The 17,996-nt window shown below is 66.7% G+C and carries 14 protein-coding genes; 11 read left to right on the plus strand and 3 right to left on the minus strand.

What is annotated here, in order from left to right:
• Window positions 1–125: 125 nt before the first annotated feature.
• A complete protein-coding gene (locus INR38_RS24835) occupies window positions 126–1,508 on the plus strand; it encodes a PLP-dependent aminotransferase family protein (protein ID WP_207443891.1) in 1,383 nt (460 codons plus the stop codon).
• Window positions 1,509–1,639: 131 nt separating this feature from the next.
• Here INR38_RS24835 and INR38_RS24840 read toward each other — a convergent pair whose 3' ends face one another.
• Complete coding sequence (locus INR38_RS24840) at window positions 1,640–2,356, minus strand: aspartate/glutamate racemase family protein (protein ID WP_013801773.1); 717 nt, start codon at window positions 2,354–2,356, stop codon at window positions 1,640–1,642.
• Window positions 2,357–2,446: 90 nt separating this feature from the next.
• Between INR38_RS24840 and INR38_RS24845 the strand changes: the two genes are divergently transcribed.
• The 5 genes from INR38_RS24845 to INR38_RS24865 all read left to right on the plus strand — a co-directional run bounded on the left by INR38_RS24845 (window position 2,447) and on the right by INR38_RS24865 (window position 8,514).
• A complete protein-coding gene (locus tag INR38_RS24845; RefSeq protein ID WP_207443893.1) occupies window positions 2,447–3,241 on the plus strand; it encodes an AraC family transcriptional regulator in 795 nt (264 codons plus the stop codon).
• Window positions 3,242–3,670: 429 nt separating this feature from the next.
• Complete coding sequence (locus INR38_RS24850; protein ID WP_013801771.1) at window positions 3,671–4,900, plus strand: EAL domain-containing protein; 1,230 nt, start codon at window positions 3,671–3,673, stop codon at window positions 4,898–4,900.
• 297 nt (window positions 4,901–5,197) lie between these two features.
• Entirely contained in the window at window positions 5,198–6,307 is a 1,110-nt protein-coding gene (locus INR38_RS24855) for an acyl-CoA dehydrogenase family protein (protein ID WP_207443895.1), read from the plus strand.
• A gap of 63 nt (window positions 6,308–6,370) precedes the next feature.
• Window positions 6,371–7,237, plus strand: a complete 867-nt coding sequence (locus tag INR38_RS24860; RefSeq protein ID WP_207443897.1) for a phosphate/phosphite/phosphonate ABC transporter substrate-binding protein — start codon at window positions 6,371–6,373, stop codon at window positions 7,235–7,237.
• 8 nt (window positions 7,238–7,245) lie between these two features.
• A complete protein-coding gene (locus tag INR38_RS24865) occupies window positions 7,246–8,514 on the plus strand; it encodes a ferritin-like domain-containing protein (RefSeq protein ID WP_207443899.1) in 1,269 nt (422 codons plus the stop codon).
• Between the two features lie 236 nt (window positions 8,515–8,750).
• Here INR38_RS24865 and INR38_RS24870 read toward each other — a convergent pair whose 3' ends face one another.
• The gene (locus INR38_RS24870; RefSeq protein WP_207443901.1) at window positions 8,751–11,609 is read right to left on the minus strand and encodes a midcut-by-XrtH protein; all 2,859 of its coding nucleotides are present in this window, start codon (window positions 11,607–11,609) and stop codon (window positions 8,751–8,753) included.
• A 409-nt stretch (window positions 11,610–12,018) separates the two neighbouring features.
• Here INR38_RS24870 and INR38_RS24875 point away from each other — a divergent pair, with 409 nt between their 5' ends.
• Entirely contained in the window at window positions 12,019–12,486 is a 468-nt protein-coding gene (locus tag INR38_RS24875) for a hypothetical protein (protein WP_207443903.1), read from the plus strand.
• A gap of 32 nt (window positions 12,487–12,518) precedes the next feature.
• Here INR38_RS24875 and INR38_RS24880 read toward each other — a convergent pair whose 3' ends face one another.
• Complete coding sequence (locus tag INR38_RS24880; RefSeq protein ID WP_192366534.1) at window positions 12,519–13,439, minus strand: LysR substrate-binding domain-containing protein; 921 nt, start codon at window positions 13,437–13,439, stop codon at window positions 12,519–12,521.
• A gap of 129 nt (window positions 13,440–13,568) precedes the next feature.
• Between INR38_RS24880 and INR38_RS24885 the strand changes: the two genes are divergently transcribed.
• The 4 genes from INR38_RS24885 to INR38_RS24900 all read left to right on the plus strand — a co-directional run bounded on the left by INR38_RS24885 (window position 13,569) and on the right by INR38_RS24900 (window position 17,653).
• Window positions 13,569–14,624 (plus strand): alcohol dehydrogenase catalytic domain-containing protein, encoded by a 1,056-nt coding sequence (locus tag INR38_RS24885; protein WP_012206318.1) that lies wholly within the window; start codon window positions 13,569–13,571, stop codon window positions 14,622–14,624.
• Window positions 14,621–15,406, plus strand: coding sequence for a hypothetical protein (locus INR38_RS24890; RefSeq protein WP_207443905.1), 786 nt, complete (start codon window positions 14,621–14,623; stop codon window positions 15,404–15,406). Before INR38_RS24885 ends, INR38_RS24890 begins: the two co-directional genes overlap by 4 nt.
• Before the next feature lie 37 nt (window positions 15,407–15,443).
• Window positions 15,444–16,460 carry a tripartite tricarboxylate transporter substrate binding protein gene (locus INR38_RS24895; protein WP_207443907.1) on the plus strand — a complete coding sequence of 339 codons (1,017 nt, stop codon included), beginning with the start codon at window positions 15,444–15,446 and terminating at the stop codon, window positions 16,458–16,460.
• A gap of 113 nt (window positions 16,461–16,573) precedes the next feature.
• Window positions 16,574–17,653 carry a porin gene (locus INR38_RS24900; protein ID WP_207443909.1) on the plus strand — a complete coding sequence of 360 codons (1,080 nt, stop codon included), beginning with the start codon at window positions 16,574–16,576 and terminating at the stop codon, window positions 17,651–17,653.
• Window positions 17,654–17,996 lie beyond the last annotated feature (343 nt).

The raw sequence follows: 17,996 nt of genomic DNA on the forward strand, positions 1-17,996 counted from the left end.
CCTCCCGGACATGGGAGGCGAGAGCGTCAGCGACGGCCATGCAAGCACGGTGCTGCCACACCTTGTGGCGCATACTACCCAAAAGCAATTTCCATACATGAGCCCATACGTCGCCGCTTAAATCCATGCAAGATGAGCCTTTGCCCCTCTGGTTACCGCAACTGGCCGTGCAGGGCGGCCCCCGATTCCTGCAGATCGCCGATGCCTTGCAGGCAGCCTTGGCAGACGGATCGCTGAAGCCCGGTGACCGCCTGCCCCCACAGCGCCGGCTGGCGGCCCAGCTGGATGTGGACCTGACGACGGTCACGCGCGCCTACGACGAAGCCAGGCGCCGCCAGCTGCTGGAGGGACGCGGCGCCAGAGGCACCTATGTCGCGGCGCCCAAGGTGGAGCTGAACGCCGTGCTGGACCTGAGCATGAACACCCCGCCACCGCCGGCTGGCGTGGATCTGGACGACATGTTGAAGCAGGGCCTGTCGCAAGTGCTGATGGGTGCGGATGCCCAGTTGCTGATGACCTACCACCTGGGCGGGGGAAGCGACTCCGACCGCAAGGCGGGCGCCAGGTGGCTGCAGCCCATGTTCGGAGATGTGGATGCCCGGCAGCTGGTGGTCTGCCCGGGCGCGCAGGCGGCGATTGCCGCCCTGGTGCTTGCGCTGACGGAGCCTGGCGATGTGATCCTGACCGAGCCCACCAGCTATCCCGGCCTGCGTGCCGCAGCGGCCCAGTTCGGCCGTCGCATCATTGCGGTGCAAGCGGACAGCCAGGGGATCATGCCCGAGCGGCTTGAGCAGGCATGCCGCCAGCACAGGCCCGGGCTGGTCTACCTGAACCCCACGCTGCAGAACCCGACCGCCATCACGCTCGCCGAGGACCGGCGCCAAGAGATCGCCAGCATCGCAAAGCGCTGCCATGTGCGCATCGTCGAGGACGATCCCTACTGGCTGCTGGCCGATGCCCCGCCGCCGCCGATCGCAAGGTTGGCCCCGGAGCAGGTGTACTACATCTCCACCCTCTCGAAATGCCTGACGCCCGGTTTGCGGGTGGCTTTTGTGCTCCTGCCTGACCCGCACGAGCGCCAGCGTTTCCTGGTCGCGCTGAGATCCTTTGCGCTGATGGCCACGCCGCTGACGGCCGCCCTGGCCACGCAGTGGATCCTCGACGGTTCGGCCGGAAAATTGATGGAAGGCGTGCGCAAGGAGGCGCGCCTGCGCCACCGGATGGCCAGGGATGTGCTGGCCGGCCGGTACAGCGGCGCGGGAGACGGCCTGCATGTATGGCTGGAGCTGCCGAGTTACTGGAGCCCCTCGCAGCTTGCGCGTGCCGCCGACAGCGAGGGCATCGCCGTCACGCCGGCACAGGCCTTCGCCACCGGCGGCGAATCCGTGAATGCCATCCGCATCTCCCTGGGCAGCATCAAGGACCGTGGACGCCTGCAGGCGGGCCTTCAACGGCTGTCGCATCTGCTTGCGCGCCTGCCCGAGTCGTTCAGCGCCGCCGTGGTTTAGCGGTTCAGCGCGCATCGAGGCGTGAGGCGTGAGGCGTTGCGCCGATGCGTTGCCACAACGGCTCAAGGCGCCCCGGCAACCCGGGGGGTGCACGCCTTTGAAAGCAGACCTGGGCATGGCTCGCTGGCCCTTCAAGGCTCCAGAGCGAAGTCCACCGCCGCCTGCGCATGCAGGGCGGTGGTATCCAGCACGGGCACAGGGCAATGCTCCTGCTGCACCAGCAGGCTGATTTCCGTGCAGCCCAGCACCATGGCCTGCGCACCCTGCCCGGCCAGCTGCGCCATGATGCGCTGATACGTGCGCCGCGACTCTTCAAGAATCCGGCCCGTGCACAGTTCCTCGTAGATGATGCGGTGCACCTCGGCGCGGTCTGCCTCCTGCGGCACCAGCACCTCCAGACCCTGCTGCTGCAGCCGCTCGCGCATGAAGGGCTGCTCCATGGTGAAGCGTGTGCCCAGCAGCCCCAGCTTCCGGTAGCCGCGTGTGCGGGCTGCGTTGGCTACCGGGTCGGCAATGTGAAGAAAAGGGATGCGCACCGCTGCCGCAATGCGGTCTGCCAGCTTGTGCATGGTGTTGGTGCACAGCAGCACGCCGTCCGCCCCGCCCTGCTGCAGCCGCCGGGCGGCATCCTCCAGCAAGGCGGCGGCGTCGTCCCATCGGCCTTCATGCTGGGCCTGCTCGATGGGGCCAAAATCCACGCTGTACATGAGCAGTTTTGCGGAGCGCAGCGGGCCCAGCCTGTCACGCACGCCCTGATTGATGAGCCGGTAGTACTCGGCGCTGGACTCCCAGCTCATGCCACCGATGAGACCGATGACGCGGTGAATTTCCGTGTGGTTTGAGTTCATGCCCGCAGTGTGGGCAGCGGCCGATTTCGCGTCTATCAGGAAATTTCAGTTCAGGAAGGCAAGGCAAGGGCCATACAAGGCAATACAGCGATGACAGATCACGAACCACCGGGATTCGAGGTGCAGCTGCTGGGCCGCACGCCCTACAGCAGCCATGACCCGACCCGCCTGCATTCGCTGGGCATCGCGCTGGAGCGCCAGCAAGGCGTGCATGCCATTGCCAGCGATCGCCGCGTCGACTTCGATACCTGGCCCGGGACGGTGGCATGCACCCCGCCGGGCGTCGACGTGTTTTCCGAATCGGCCACGGGCGGCGAGTACCTGGTGGTTCGCTGCACCCAGGCGCATTGGGAACAATGGCTCAGCGACGGCGCGTCTGCAACCCAGGCCCGGCGCGTTGTGACGCCCGGGCAGCGCAGCGCCTTGCAGATGGCGCACCAACTGCGCCAGCTGCTGCTGAGCACCGAACCGGACACGCTGGCCATCGAGCAGGCCGCACTGTGCTTCATGGCCCGGCAATGCCACGCGCCCACCGCCCGCGTCGAGGCCTTGCGCCCGGTGTACCGCCCTGTCCTGGAGCGCATGGCGGCCGAGTTTGCGCAGCCGTTGAGCATTGCCCAGCTGGCACGGATGGTCCATCGCACGCCGCTGCAGTTTCTGCGCGAGTTTTCCCAGCTGCTGGGCATGACGCCGCATGCCTTTCTTGTGGAAACCCGCGTACAGGCGGCCCGCTCCATGATGCAGGCAGACACCCATTCCCTGGCGGGTATCGCCCTCGATTGCGGCTTCAGCCATCAGTCGCACATGGGCGCCGCTTTCCGCAAGACTCTGGGACTGACTCCCCGCCAGTACCTGGCCCGCATTCGTCACACGGGCAAGCAATGACCGATGGAGCACCTGAGACAGCCACAGCCATAGCCACAGCCAGGACATAGGGCTTGACGGGCTTTCCAGGGAGTGCCGGGCCCTTTCAGCTGCCCGTGTTGGATTTTCATAACTATTGTCAATCCGAACAGACGGACTCGACCTGCGCACTTCAACCGCGCATACTTAAGTCTGTTTTTCTCACTACTGCTTTGGGTTGCAAACGGGGTTGCCACTGGGCTTGCAACTGGTGGTTCGATTGGGATTTTCTATCGCGCGGCAACCACGATTTGCCGCGTATCGGTCAATGGAGCGGGTTAATGATAATTCATTCCTTTTATCAATTCATATCGCACCGCTTGGCCATCGCACTCGGAACCGAGGATAGCCAGCCCGCAGGCAGCGTGTGAATTCAATGTGCGTACACATCTGATAGAGCAGATCAACGAAATGACCCTTCGTAAATCCACATTCGCACCTTTGAGCAGAATTTTCGCTTTTGCCATTGAACTGGATGGAGTCGACCGTGTTCTGTCTGTCGTTCGTCGGCATCTCGGCATGGATGTCGCCTTTGTGGCCCGATTCCGGGAAGAGGATCGGGTGCTGGAGCATGTGGACGAGAGCACTGCCGGGGTGATTTTCCAGCATCAAAAGATTCCATTGAGCGAGGGCTATTGCCAGAAAGTGGTCAATGGCGAATTGCCGGAGTTGATTCCCGACACATCCCTGTTGGCCGCTGCCCAGGAGATACCGGAAACGCACACCATTCCTATCGGCTCGCACCTGAGCGTTCCCATCCGCCTGGATGACAACCAATTGTTCGGCACCTTGTGCTGCTTCAGCCACCAGCCCAATCCTGCGCTGAATGCGCACGATATGTCACTGCTGCGGGCATTCTCCGATTTATTGGGACTTCATTTCAGTGCGACTTCTGCCGTCCGGCATGCAAGAGACAAAGTGACGCACGAAATTCGACTTGCAATGCAAGGCAATGCGCTGCGCCCCGTATTTCAGCCCGTATACACCATCGCGACCGGCAAGCTGCATGGTTTCGAATGTCTGTCACGCTTTGACCTGGAGCCACGTCGCCCGCCCGACCAGTGGTTCAAGGCAGCGCACGAGGTGGGGCTGGGGCTGGAGCTGGAGCGCCATGCGATCGACACAGCGCTTGGCGCGCTTGGCAGCCTGCCCACCGACTGGCTGCTCGCCGTCAACTGCTCGCCGCAGCTGATCCAGTCGGGGCAGTTGCCCAGGCTTCTGGGTTCGGACCGGGATCTCTCACGCGTGACGCTGGAAATCACGGAGCATGCCGCCGTGGATGACTACAGGGCTTTGGCCGATGCACTGGCGCCGCTGCGGCGCCGGGGCGCGACCTTGGCAGTCGACGATGCGGGGGCCGGCTACTCCAGCATGCGGCACATCCTGCATCTGCAGCCAGACATGATCAAGCTGGACATGAGCATCACGCACGATGTCGATACCGACCGCAGCCGCCGTGCGCTGGCCAAGGGCCTCACGAGCTTCGCGCACGAGATAGGAAGCGTGGTGGTTGCCGAGGGTGTGGAGACAGCCGAGGAATTCAACACTCTGGCGAGCCTGGGCGTGGATTTGGCCCAGGGCTACTTTTTTGCCAAGCCGATAGGGCCGCAAGAGGCGCTGGCAATGGGCGCTGCGATATAGACCACGATCTTCCTGCAGGCATCCTCGTCTGGCTGGCTGCCCGCCGCCTGTTGGCCGAAACCACCGAAGGCAGTACCCAGCCACCAATTGACTGAAATCAAGCGCCACCGGCAATTGCGCCCGGCCGTCGCGCACCCGGCGCATAATCTTTCGCATTCTTTCCCCCAGCCCATCCGCCATTGCAGGTCTGCATGCGGCAGGCGCGCCCAGCGGCCATCGCGGCGCTCCAGCATTTCCCCAGACTTCCAGCAAGTGCCTCTCGGCAGGCGGCCATGGGCATGCCTACGGTGAACCCAGATGGAAGTTTTGCAGCAACTCGAACCCCTCATGCGCGAGATCATCGCGCCCCAGGCCGCGCAGATTGACGAGCAGGCGCGCTACCCGCGCGCTGCGCTGGATGCGCTGGCCGCAGCCGGCCTGCTGGGCCTGATCAGCGCCAGCGAGGTGGGCGGCCGGGGCAAGGGCCTGGCCGAGGCGGTGCAGGTCATCGAGCGCATTGCCCAGGACTGCCCCTGCACGGCCATGGTGCTGACCATGCACTACTGCGGCGTGGCGCTGATCGAGCCCTTTGCCGATGACGCGGTGCGCCGCGACATTGCCGCCGGCCGCCACATCACCACGCTGGCCGTGTCCGAGGCGGGATCGCGCAGCCATATCTGGGCGCCCACGGGCACGGCCACCGCCGCTGAAGATGTCATCCACCTGAATGCGCTCAAGAGCATGATCACCTCGGCCGGCGAGGCCGATTCCTATGTCTGGATCTCGCGCGCCACGCAGGGCGAGGGCAATACGCTGTGGCTGGTGGACAGCCGCCTGCCGGGGCTGTCCATTCCCGGGCGCTTCAACGGCATGGGGCTGCGCGGAAATGCGTCATCGCCCATCGAGGCGCGCGATGTGGGCGTGCCGCGCGCCCGCATGCTGGGCGCCGATGGCGAGGGCGAGGCCGTGAAGGGCCGCCACCTGATGCCGTTTTTCCCCACGCTGATCGCCACCACCTCCATCGGCCTGATGCAGGGCGCACTGCGCCGCGCCGTGGCCCATGTGGCGGGCACGCGCTTTGCGGAAAGCGGCAGCTCGCTGGCCGACCTGCCCACCATCCGCGCCTACCTGGCCCGCGCCCAGCTGCGCCTGGAACAGGCGCGCCTGTTGCGCGACGACACCGTGGCCGCCGTTCGAGCCGCTCGCCCCGACACGCGCACGCGCCTGCTGCAGACCAAGGCCGCCGCCGCCGAAGCCGCGCTGGAGGTGACCGACATTGCCATGCGCGTGTGCGGCGGCGCCGCCTTCCGCAAGGAGCTGGGCATAGAGCGCCTGTTCCGCGATGCGCGTGCTGCCTCGGTCATGGCGCCCACCACCGACGTGATCTACGACATGCTCGGCAAGGCCATGTGCGAAGCCGCTGCCTGAACCTGCGCCGCAGATCCTGTCGATAGCCTCAATCCCCTTCCCCATCCAGCAAAGGACTTCCGAATGACGACAACCGCCCCCGTGATCAAGCTCGGCGCCGTGGCCTACGCCCCCAAGGTGATCACCATCTGGGAAGGCTTCAAGGCGTATTTCATCGAGCGCGGCTACTACTTCGACTACGTGCTCTATTCCAACTACGAGTCGCTGACCGAGGCGCTGATCGCAGGCGATGTGCACCTGGCCTGGAACTCGCCGCTGGCCTTTGTGCGCGCCGACCGCATGGCCCGCGCGCGCGGCCTGCGCGTGGAGTCCATCGCCATGCGCGATACCGACCTGGACCTGCATTCGCTGCTGGTCGTGCCCGCCGACAGCCCCATCCAGAGCGTGCAGGACCTGCGCGGCAAGACCGTGGGCTTCGGTGCGGTGGACTCGCCCCAGGCCACGCTGATCCCGCTGGACCATCTGCGCCAGGAAGGGCTGCTGGCCGGGCGCGACTACACGGCACGCCGCTTTGACGTGCTGGGCGGCAAGCACGGCGACCACATCGGCGGCGAGCGCCTGGCCGCCGCAGCCATGGTGACCGGCGAGATACAGGCTTCATGGATGGTGGGCAAGAACTACCAGGCCTTTGCGCGCGAAGGCACGCTGCCGGCCGGCGGCACGCGCGTGCTGGCCACCTCGGGCGCCTTCGACCACTGCAACATGACGGCCGGCCCGCACATCGATGCCGAACGCGCCGCCGCCTTCCGCGACATCCTGCTGGCCATGTCCTGGGACGACGCTGCCGTGCGCCCGCTGCTGGAGCTGGAAGGCCTGAAGGTCTGGCACCCGGGCCGCGGCACGGGCTACGGCCTGCTGGAGCGTGCGGTGACGGACGAGGCCTTCTACGACGCCGAAGGCCGCATCACCGTGCAGGACTACCGTTACTGATACGCGCCATGGCCATGCCTGATTCCGACAGCGGCGCCCTGCACGCCCGCACCCTGCCCGCCTCCACCCTGCCTGTCATCGACCTGCAGGGTCTGGGCTTCGATGCCGGTGCCCATCTTCTGGTCAAGCACGCGCTGGCCGCCCTGCCCGTGGGCGGGCAGCTGCGCGTGACCGGCAGCGCGCCGGGCTGGCAGGCCCAGCTGTCGGGCTGGTGCAGCGACCAGGGCCACAGCCTGCGCTGGAAGGATGGCGCGGGTGCAGCACAGACCATGGCCATCGTGGCGCGCGGCGGCGCCCAGGCCGGGCGCTGGCGTGGCGCGGCGCAGACGGGCCGCAGCGATGCGCGCTCGGGCGGCGATGCCGTGGCCGCGCAGGCCCAGCCGTTCTGGGGCCTGGCGGCGCGGGGCGCGCAGGTGGAAGCCGGGGCGCCGGCCTTCCATTTCCGGCTCAGCGACAAGCTGCAGGTCTGGACCGACAGCGCCGCCGACCTCTACGCCCAGGCCGTGGCCGCGCAGTGGAATGCCGACACCGATATCGACTGGTGCGATGCACCCGAGCTGCCCGCGCCCGTGGAGGACGCCATCGTGCAGCTCATGACCTACATGGTGGAGAACGAGAACGCGGCCCTGCTGGTGCCTGCGCGCTTCCTGGGCCAGTTGCACCCGCACTACCGCGAGCTGCAGGCGGCGCTGGCCATCCAGGTGGCCGACGAGGCGCGGCACATCGACGTGTTCACGCGCCGCATCCGCCGCCACGGCCGCGAGCCCGCGCTGTCCACGGCGGGTGGACAGGCCTCGCTCAAGAGCCTGCTGGACGAGACGGATTTTTCCGTGGCGGGCTTTTTGCTGTCGGTGCTGGGCGAAGGCACCTTCGTGCACCTGCTGCAGTTCCTGCAGACCGAGGCGCCCGACCCCCTTACACGCCAGATCTGCCGCCTGGCCGCACGCGACGAGGCGCGCCATGTGGCCCTGGGCATGTCCCACCTGCTGTACCGACTGCAGCACGAGCCCGGCTTCCAGCATCAGCTGGCCCAGGCCGTGGAGCAGCGCTTCGACAACCTGGCCGGCACCTCGGGCCTGAACGAGGAAGTCTTCGACGCCCTGATCCTCATCGCCGCCGGCGCCCTCACCCCCGAAGCCCTGGCCCGCGGCGCCGCCCGCGTGCAGCAGCTCATGCGCGACATGGCCGACGGCCGGTTTTCCAAGCTGCTGCGGCTGGGGTTCGAGCGTGGGCATGCCGAGCGGCTGGCTTCGCTGCATACGAGGAATTTCATGTAGACGGGGAACAGCCACTTGAAGGCTGCGCAAGCACCCTCAATTCCGGCGAATGAAGCTCAAGCGCGTGCTCTTCTACTGCCTGCTGCCTTTCGCAGTGGCGCTTGCGCTTGTCGGGTTTCCCATGCCGGTCGCTCCGCCCCGCGCGACCAAGGCGGGCCAGGAGCAGTCTGCGCCTGCGCAAGAGCGGCGTTGAGCTGCGGGAGCATTTCTCGCACGGCGAGGCCCGAACCCCAGCCTCAATCCACGATCAATTTATTGTTGTTCAGCAGCTGCGTGATGATCTGCTGATCCGTGGCGGCACCGGAATACAGCGTCTGCAGATTCACGCCTTCCAGGATGATCTGCTGGGTCTCGGCCGATGCCGAGTAGCCTGCACCCACCGCATGGGAGTCTGCACCGAAGCCGCCCGTGTGACTGACATGGACCCAGGTATCGCCTCCCGTGATCTCGAAGTGCAGGTAGTTGGCCATGTTGCCTGCGGCATTGCTGGGGCCTGCGGATTCACCCTGCAGCAGGTCGCGCAGGTCCAGTACATCACCGCCTGCGCCGTTGGTTCCCGCTGCCGCCGTGGAGAAGTTCTGGATTCGGTCCAAGGCCGGCGTTCCAGCCGCCCCCTGATCTCCCAGCAACCAGACAAAGACATCCACAAAGTTCTCGCCCGCATCGCCGCCTATCAACAGGTCGTCGCCGGAGCCTCCGGCCAGCAGGTCCGTGCCCGATCCCGCGTTGAGGGTGTCGTTGCCGCTGCCGCCCATCAGCACATCGAAGCCCGCGCCCGCCGACAGGTTGTCGTCGCCAGCGCCCCCCATAACGATGTTGTTTCCGCTGCCGGCGTTGATGGTGTTGGCGCCGTTGCCACCGGTGATGTATTCGTTGGCCGAGCTGCCCGTATGGTTGCTGCTCTCGGTCGTGGTGATATCCACGGTCGTATATGAGGCCTTGAGCGTGACCACGGTGGATGTCGATGCCGTGAAGCCGCCGCTCACCTCCGTCGCCGTGACCTGGACCGTGAGATGCGTGGCGCTCGTGGTGTAGCTGCCAGGCAGATTCAGGATGAGATTGGGCAGGTCGGCCTCGGTGAATTGCCAGACACCACCACCCAGGTTCGTACCCGCATTGAAGGACAGATTGGTGGGCAGTCCACTGATCCTGATCGACAGGGTTTCCGAGCCATCCGTATCCACCAGCTTCGTGGTTATCGGAAACCTGACGCTGGTCCCGCCTGTGCCGTGTGCGATGGCCAGCAGGGACTTCAGGACAACGACCGAAGGAGCGCTGGCCGTTCCAACCGACAGATTGACCGTGCCGATACTGGTGCCACCGCGTCCATCGCTGACGTCGTAGAGAAAGCTGGCCGGTCCTTCGTAGCCTGCAGCGGGCGTGAACAGCACCCCGCCCGCCTGCAATGCAAGGCTGCCATTGACCGGCGAATGAGCCAAGGTAATGGTCAGGCTGTCGCCGTCGGCATCCGTGTCATTGGCCAGCAGCGTGGCAAAGCTGATGCTCAGCGGGATGTCCGTGACAACCATCAATTGATCTGCCACGGCAACCGGTGCATCGTTCACGGGAGTGACCGTGATGGAAACGGTGACGATGTTTCCCATGGCCTGCCCGTCGCTGGCACGGTAGGTGAAGCTATCGGAAACCGTCTCGCTGCCGTTGTGGATATAGGTGAAGGTGCCATTGCCGTTCAGCGTCAGGGACCCGTTCGCCGGACCCGTCACCAGCACCGCGACGAGCGGATTGCCGTCAGGGTCCGTGTCGTTGGCCAGCACGCTGGTTGCACCGCTGGCAAGGACCGTGGCCACAGCGCCCTCGGCCACCACTATCGCATCGGAGACAGACACTGGCGGTTGATTGCCGGAGGGCACAGCAGCAACCGTCACCGACACGCTGGCCGTGGCAGAACCGCCCCTGCCGTCGCCAATGGTGTAGGTGAAGCTGTCGCTGCCGGTGAAGTTGGCGTTCGGCGTGTAGACCGGATTGCCCGTGACGGCATCCACGACCACGGAACCGTGGGTGCCCTGGGTGATGCCGGAAACGGTCAGGCTGTCCCCATCCGCATCGCTGTCGTTCCCGCGCACGGCGATGGTGACGGATGTATCGGCATCGGTGGTGGCCGTATCGTTGCCGGCCACGGGCACCCGGTTCACGAAAACACTCAGCGTGCTGGACGCGCCGGTCTGCACGGTGTAGCCGATGGCCAGCGGATGGCCGCCGTTGTAGTTCGCATCCGCCTGGAAAGTGAAGCTGCCGTCTGCCTGCAGCGCGAAGGTCCCGCGCCCCGCCACGTTCCGGGAGCTGCCGGCCGCCACGGTCTGGCCTTCATAGGTGAAGCTGGCGACCACGAGCGCCCCATCGGCATCGGAATCGTTGGACAGCACATTGCCCGTGCGCTGCCCGGCCGTGTCCACCTGCACGCTGTCGGGCGCAAGCACGCTGGGATGGCTGCCGCGCACGGTGTCCGCCGCCGCGGCGCACAGTTGCGCCACGTCCACCCAGCATGAATCGCCCGCCTCCAGCGCGGCGCCGACTGCACAGACGCTGCCGGGACGCGCGGCCGTCGAGGGAATCGTGCCCGGCACGCCCAGCGGAAAGCAGGTGTTCCACACAGGGTCCGTGATGCCGGTGATTTTCAACCGCACCGACGTCTGGTTGCGATAGACCACGGGCAGGAATCCCTGCGGTGCGCCATCGGCACCCAGCGCTGTCGTCTGCACGGGAACGGTGAGCGTCTCGCCTGCGGCCTGGTTGAAGGCTTCCTGCAATTCCTGAATCTGGGCCTGCACCCGCTCGCCCCAGACCGCCGTGGCTGCGGTCACGACAACAGCACCGCCCATGGCCCAGGCACGCAGGCCGACCAGGGAGATCCGCCCTTTTTGCACACCCCGCACAAGGCAGGCCCCCAAGGCCAACGCCAGCAGCGCAAGAGCGCCAGGGTGGTCCACAGGAATCGCCGCCGGCGCCACGGCTGCCAGCGGTGCCACCGTGATGCTCTGCGCCTGGGCGGCCGGTAAGGCAACGGCAGCAGCAAGAGCGCTGCACGCCTTTACGAAGCCGACGCCACGAGCGGGGAAATGGAAACGTTGCAGCATGGGCCTTGCCGGAAAAGATGAACAGAAAAGACAAGGCAGACCTTCGCGCCACCTTGGGGCTGGTTACAAATGACTGCTCTGCTGACGACTTCTTACTCTATACGGTCGCCTGCGTCGCGCACATACCTGAAAACAGGTAATTGCATAGATCACTCCGCACCACCGCTTGCGGATATTCGCCCGTGTGCTTGAAAGGCACAGCATGCGCAGGGCCCTGCGCACAGACCATCATCTGTCCCGGGCCCGGAGCACCCATTGCAGGCCATTGACTGCGGCGTAGTCTTTTGCTTTATGCGTCTCTTCAAGTGGCGCTTGCGCCTGTCGCGCTTCCCAGCTGGTCCATCATGAAAGAATGCCAGCTTCTCACCCAACCCCGGCTGATTGCACCCAGCGCGCTGCTCCTGCATCCATGACCACCGACCAGTCCCAGGCGAAATGTGCCTTTGCAATCGGCCTGCTGCTTTTGCTGCCAGCCACTTGGTCCTTTTTCAGCGCCATCTGGTCGGCGATGAGCACAGGGGAGGTGCTTGTCATCAGCATCCACAGATTTCGGATGGAGCGGGTGTTCGTTTCCTGGCTGGAAGGGTGGCCCAGGTTTGCTGGACCCGGCCTGCTCATGGCGTCACTGCTGCTCTGGTGGCTGCAGGGCGTCCACAGCAGCCCAAGGAATTGGCAGGCACCAGGAGTCTGCGCACTCGCGGGCCTGAGCCTGTTGCTGTTCTCCAAATGGTTTGCAGCGTGGAGCGGTGCGGCGCTCTTCCTTGGCTGCGCCGCGTACTGCGTATTGGCCGCCTTCGTGAACCATCGGTACAGCCAGGGGTTGGCTGCGGCCCTGCTTCTTGCCTCTGCAGCCGCGCTGCTGTGGCTCCTTGGCTGAGGCCAAGGCGGGCACTTCGCAAACCAGCCTCTTCACCGCAACCGCGCCAATCTCCGCCCGAACTGCTTCAACTCCAGCGCAGCAGCCTGCGCCACGCGTCCTGCATCGCTTTCGCCGTCAGCCGACCCGGCCACGGCCAGCACCGCCAGCCGGCTCTGGTAGCGAGATTCCTGCAGCGGCCTGAATACCAGCTTGCCCCGGTACAGCGAGGCAAAGGACGAGGGGACGATGGCCACGCCCAGGCCGCAGGCCACCAGGGCGAGCACGTTGACGAACTGGCCGGCCTCGTGGCGTATGGAGGGGGTGAAGCCCGCGTCCAGGCACAGGGCCACGGTACGGTCGAAGTAGTCGGCGTCTTCGTAGCGCGCAAAGCCCACGAAGGGCTCATGCGCAGCCGACTGCAGCGGTAGCGCGCCTTCGCCAGCTGCCAGCGGATGGGACGGCGCCATGGCCAGGCAGTAGGGATCGTCCATTCCGGCCACTTCCTCGGCCAGTGGCTCGCCCTTGCCGGGGCGCCCGAAGCCCAGGTCCAGCTCTCCGGCGCGCAGGGCGCGCAGTTGCTGCGAGGTGATCATCTCGCGGGCTTCCACGCGCAGGTTCCAGCCGGCGTCGGCAATGCGGCGCAGCAGGCCGGGCAGCACCGAGTGCATGGCCGACGGAACCAGGCCCAGGCGAACCACGCCCTGGCGGCTTTGCTGGCGTTCGCGGGCGCGCAGCGGGGCCTGCTGGGCGCGCGCAAGAATGGCGCGCGCGTCCTCCAGCAGGGACTCTCCCGCAGGCGTGAGCCGCACGCCGCGCGGCAGCCGTGTGAACAGGGCTGCGCCCACCTCTTCCTCCAACTGCTTGAGCTGGGCCGACAGCGGCGGCTGGGCAATGAAAAGCTTGCGAGCGGCGCGGCTGACGTTGCCCTGCTCGGCCACGGCGACGAAATAGCGCAGGTGGCGCAATTCCATAGGTGTTCACCCTTTGAAAACATACTTGCTTCGTATGCTTCAGATACTAATTCAGTCTTGGACATACCTCTGGCGTATGGAGACACTGCCGCCATCGCCAATTTCCAACGGGCCAGCGGCCCCCACGCCATGCAAGCACTGCGCAAGACCGAGCCGAGCCACGGCCTGACACTGACCCAAGCGGACATGCCCGCGCCCGGCCCTGGCGAAGTGCTGCTGCGCGTGCATTCGGCCGGTGTGTGCGGCACCGATCTGCACATTGCCGAATGGACCCGCAGCTACCACTTCCTGACCCCTGCCCTGCCCGTGACGATCGGCCACGAGTTCAGCGGCGAGATTGCCGCGCTGGGCGAAGGTGCCGAGAACCTGGCACCGGGCCTGACCGTGGGCCAGATGGTGGCCGTGCGGCCCTCGGTCACCTGCGGCCGCTGCGCGGCCTGCACCAGCGGCAACTTCGATGGCTGTACCACGCGGCGCGGCATTGGCGTGCTGCGCAATGGCGGCTTTGCACCCTGGGCCGCCGTGCCGCTGCGCAACTGCGTGCCGGTCCCGGCCGGTGTGCAGGGCGATGTGGCCGCGCTGGCCGAGCCGCTGACCGTGAGCCATGAGGCCGTGCGCACGGCCGGCGTGCGCCCCGGCCACCGCGTGTTGGTGCTGGGGCCGGGCAACATCGGCCAGGGCATTGCGCTGTTTGCGCGGGCCGCAGGCGCCGCCCAGGTGGTGGTGGCCGGGCATGGCGATGCGCCGCGCCTGGCGGTGTTGCGCGCCATGGGCTTTGACGATGTGCTGGACTTCGAGGGCAGCGATATGGATGCGGCCCTTGCCCCCTATCTGGCCCGGGGCCGGTTCGATGCCGTGATCGAGGCCACGGGCGCGGCCGCCGTGATTGCACCGGCGCTGCGCGCGCTCAAGGTGCATGGCGTGCTGGTGATCACGGGCATCCATGCAGCGCCCGTGCCCATCGACCTGACGGCGCTGGTGCGCAACCACCAGGAGCTGCGCGGCTCCTACCGCGCGCCCGAGAGCGCCTGGCCCGAGGTCGTGCGCTTCATGCAGGAGCACCAGCCCCTGCTGCGCCAGATGATCACGCACCGCGTGCCGCTGTCGCGTGCCGAGGAAGGCTTTGCACTGGCGCGCGCGCGCCATGCCAGCAAGGTGCTGGTGCAGCCGGAGCACCAGGCATGAGTGGCAGCAACGCCTTTCTTGCGCTGTGGAACGGACTGGACCGCAGCGATGCGCGCGAGGAATACGAGGACTGGCACGCCATGGAACATGTTCCCGAGCGCGTGGGCCTGCCGGGCTTTCTGTGGGGGCGCCGCTATGTACGCGGTTCGGATGCAGGCGGCTCGGATGCAGGCGGTGCGCCATCTGCCGCAGGCAGCAGCTATTTCACGGTCTATGGATTGCAGGGGCTGGATGCGCTGCAGACGGCGCAGTATGCCGATGTGATCGCCCATCCCACGCCCTGGTCCGCCCGCATGCGGCCCCGGCTGAGCGCCTTTGTGCGCCGGCCCTGCGCGCTGGTGGCCACGGCAGGCGCCTCCACCGCCGCGCACCTGGTGGCGGTGCGCGCCACCACCGCCGACCTGCCCGGCTGGTCCGCCGCAGCCACGCAGGCGCTGGCCAAGGCCGAGGACAGCGCCCTGCTGGTACGCGCCAGCGCGGGCGCCGTGCCGCCCGCGCTGGACCTGGCCTACCCCGTGGGCGGCGAACGCATTGCCCAGGCCGTGGCCGGCCAGACCACGGTGGTGCTGCTGGCCGAGCATTGCACGGCCGAGGGCGCGCGCCAGGGTGCGCAGTGGCTGCTGGAGCGGCTTGCGCCCTGGAGCCTGCCGGGCGCGCAGGCCGAATCCTTTGTGCTGCAAAGCCAGGTGGTGCGCGGCGACCTGCCTGCGGATGTGTCACAGCGCCCGCACTCCCGATTGCCGCCGCGCCTGGGGCCCATGAACCGGTATTTTTCGCGCTGAAGCCAGATTGCAGATGAACATTCCAGGAGACAAGAACATGAACAAGCCCCAGACAAGCAGGCAGCCGCTGCTGCAGTCGTCAACGCGCCGCGCCGCCCTGCTGTGGTGCGCTGCCACGCTCTCGCCGGTCTTCCCCGCCCATGCCTCAGGCGACAAGGAGGCGTGGCCCACGCGCCCGCTGCGCTTGATCGTGGGCTATGCCAGCGGCTCCTCGCCCGACGTGCAGGCGCGCCTGCTGGCCGAGCCGCTGGGCCGCGCCCTGGGCCAGCCCGTGGTGGTGGAGAACAAGGGCGGCGCCAGCGGCAACATCGGCGCCGATGCCGTGGCCAAGGCCGGCGACGGCCATACGCTGGGCGTGATCGGCAACGGCCCGCTGACCAGTTCCAAATACCTCTACGCCCGGCTGCCCTACGACCCGGGGCGGGACTTTGCGCCCATCGCCATGATCGGATCGGCGCCGCTGGTCTGGGTGGCGCCGCGCGCCGCCGCCACCGATACGGCGGCCTACCTGCAGTCCCTGCGTTCCGAGAACGGGCAGTTCAACTTCGGCTCGGTCGGCAAGGGCTCGGGCACGCACCTGGGGGCCGAGCTGATCAAGGAATCCATGGGCCTGCGCCTGGCCCATGTGCCCTACAACGGCGGCCCGGCCGTGGTGAACGCCCTGCTGGGCGACCAGGTGCAGATGGCGCTGCTGCCGGCCTCCACCGTGATGCCGCTGGTGCAGTCGGGCAAGCTGGCGGCGCTGGCCGTGACCTCCAGCGAACGCAGCCCGCTGGCGCCCGGCGTGCCGTCCATGCGCGAGATCGGTGCGGGCGCGGTGGACATCGAGGTGTGGAATGCCGTGATGGCGCCGGCCTCCATGCCCGCAGCCCACCGCGCCCGACTGTCACAGGCGCTGGAGCGCATCCTGCATTCGCCCGAAGTGCGCGACAAGCTGCTGGCCCAGGGCTGGCGCGTGGACGATGTCGGCCCCGCCGCCCTGTCCGCACGCATGGCGCAGGACAACCGCACCTACGGCGCGCTGATCGCCAAGAAGAACATCCGGCTCGACTGAGCGGACAACGCCAGCCGAGGCGGCCCGGGGCAGCACCAGGCGGCACCTGGCAGCACCTGGCAGCAAGCAACGGCCAGCGCCCCATTTTTTCCATACCCCATAGAGGAGACATCATGAAGACCTTGCAACGAGGAGGCTGGGCCGTGGGCGCCGCAGCCCTGGCCCTGGCAAGCCAGGTGCATGCGCAGACACAGGCGCAGACACAGACACAGACATCGGCCCCGCCCGCGATCCCCAGCAGCAGCGTGACGCTGTACGGCGTCGTGGACATGGCGGTGGAGTCGGCGCGCACGGGCAATGGCGGCCTGCAGCGGCTGGAAAGCGGCGTGATCGCCGGGTCGCGCTGGGGCCTGCGCGGCACGGAGGACCTGGGCGGCGGCCAGCGCGCGCTCTATGTGGTGGAGGCCGGATTCAACGGCGACACGGGGGCCAGCGGCCAGGGCGGCCTCGCCTTTGGTCGCCAGGTCTTCGTGGGCCTGGGCGGCGGCTGGGGCCAGCTCACGGCCGGGCGCCACTACACCACGCTGCACACCTCGCTGGCCAGCTATGCGCTCACCGGCCTGATCTGGGGCAACGCGGCCAACTATTTCCGCGACGGCACGGTGCTGCGCGCCAGCAATTCGCTGCGCTACCAGTCGCCGAACATGGGCGGCTTCACGGTGCGCGGCATGTATTCGTTCGGCGAGGCGGCGGGCTCCAGCGTGGCCAGCCTGTACGGCGGCTCCGTGGACTATGCGGCCGGGCCCTGGGCACTGGGTGCATCGTGGATGCAGCGGCGCACCACGGCCGTGAATACCGACCGCTATGCGCTGCTGGGCGCGGCCTATGACTTCGGCGTGGCGCGCGCCGCGCTGCTGCTGTCCACGCGGCGCGACGACCTGCCTGCCGCCACCAGCGGCCAGGGCCGTTTCTACGAGGCCAGCGTGACCGTGCCCATGGGCATGGCGGGGCAGTGGCTGCTGTCCTATGGCGCCTACCACGGACAGGCTCGCGCCCAGAGCGATGCGCGTGCGCTGAGCGTGCGCTACGACCACTCGCTGTCCAAGCGCACCAAGCTCTATGCGGGCGTGGGCCGCATCCACAACGAGGCGGGTGCCGCCTTCACCATCAACACCGCCAGCAATGCGGGGCCGGTGGTCCAGGCAGGCAGCCGGCCCAGCTCGGTGGTGCTGGGCATATCGCACGCCTTCTGATTGCCGGGGCAGGCGCGGCCAGCGCCAGCCACGCCGACAGGGCGGCCCGGCTGGAGTCTGGCCGTTGTAACAACCCCATGAAATCCAGGGAATATTTCGCCTATTTGAATGGATTTTTCCAATCAGAAAAAGTCTGTCCAATCAGCGAATTAGGCGATTTGCAAGAGAGAAAGTTTCGCAAAAAGACAAGTGCCTGCGTGATCCGGCAAGAAAAATAAAATCCAAATGTAAACAATTGTTTATCTGACCTGTAAGATTCTTCCAGTCAATCAGTGTTTCCCCAGGAGGGTGTTGTGAAGCACCTTGCCGATGCATTCATCGGGAAAATGCATCGCACCCGCCT

Origin of the sequence: Delftia sp. SD018 (genome assembly GCF_017355445.1) — a bacterium.
GTDB classification, from domain to species: Bacteria; Pseudomonadota; Gammaproteobacteria; order Burkholderiales; family Burkholderiaceae_C; genus Comamonas; species Comamonas acidovorans.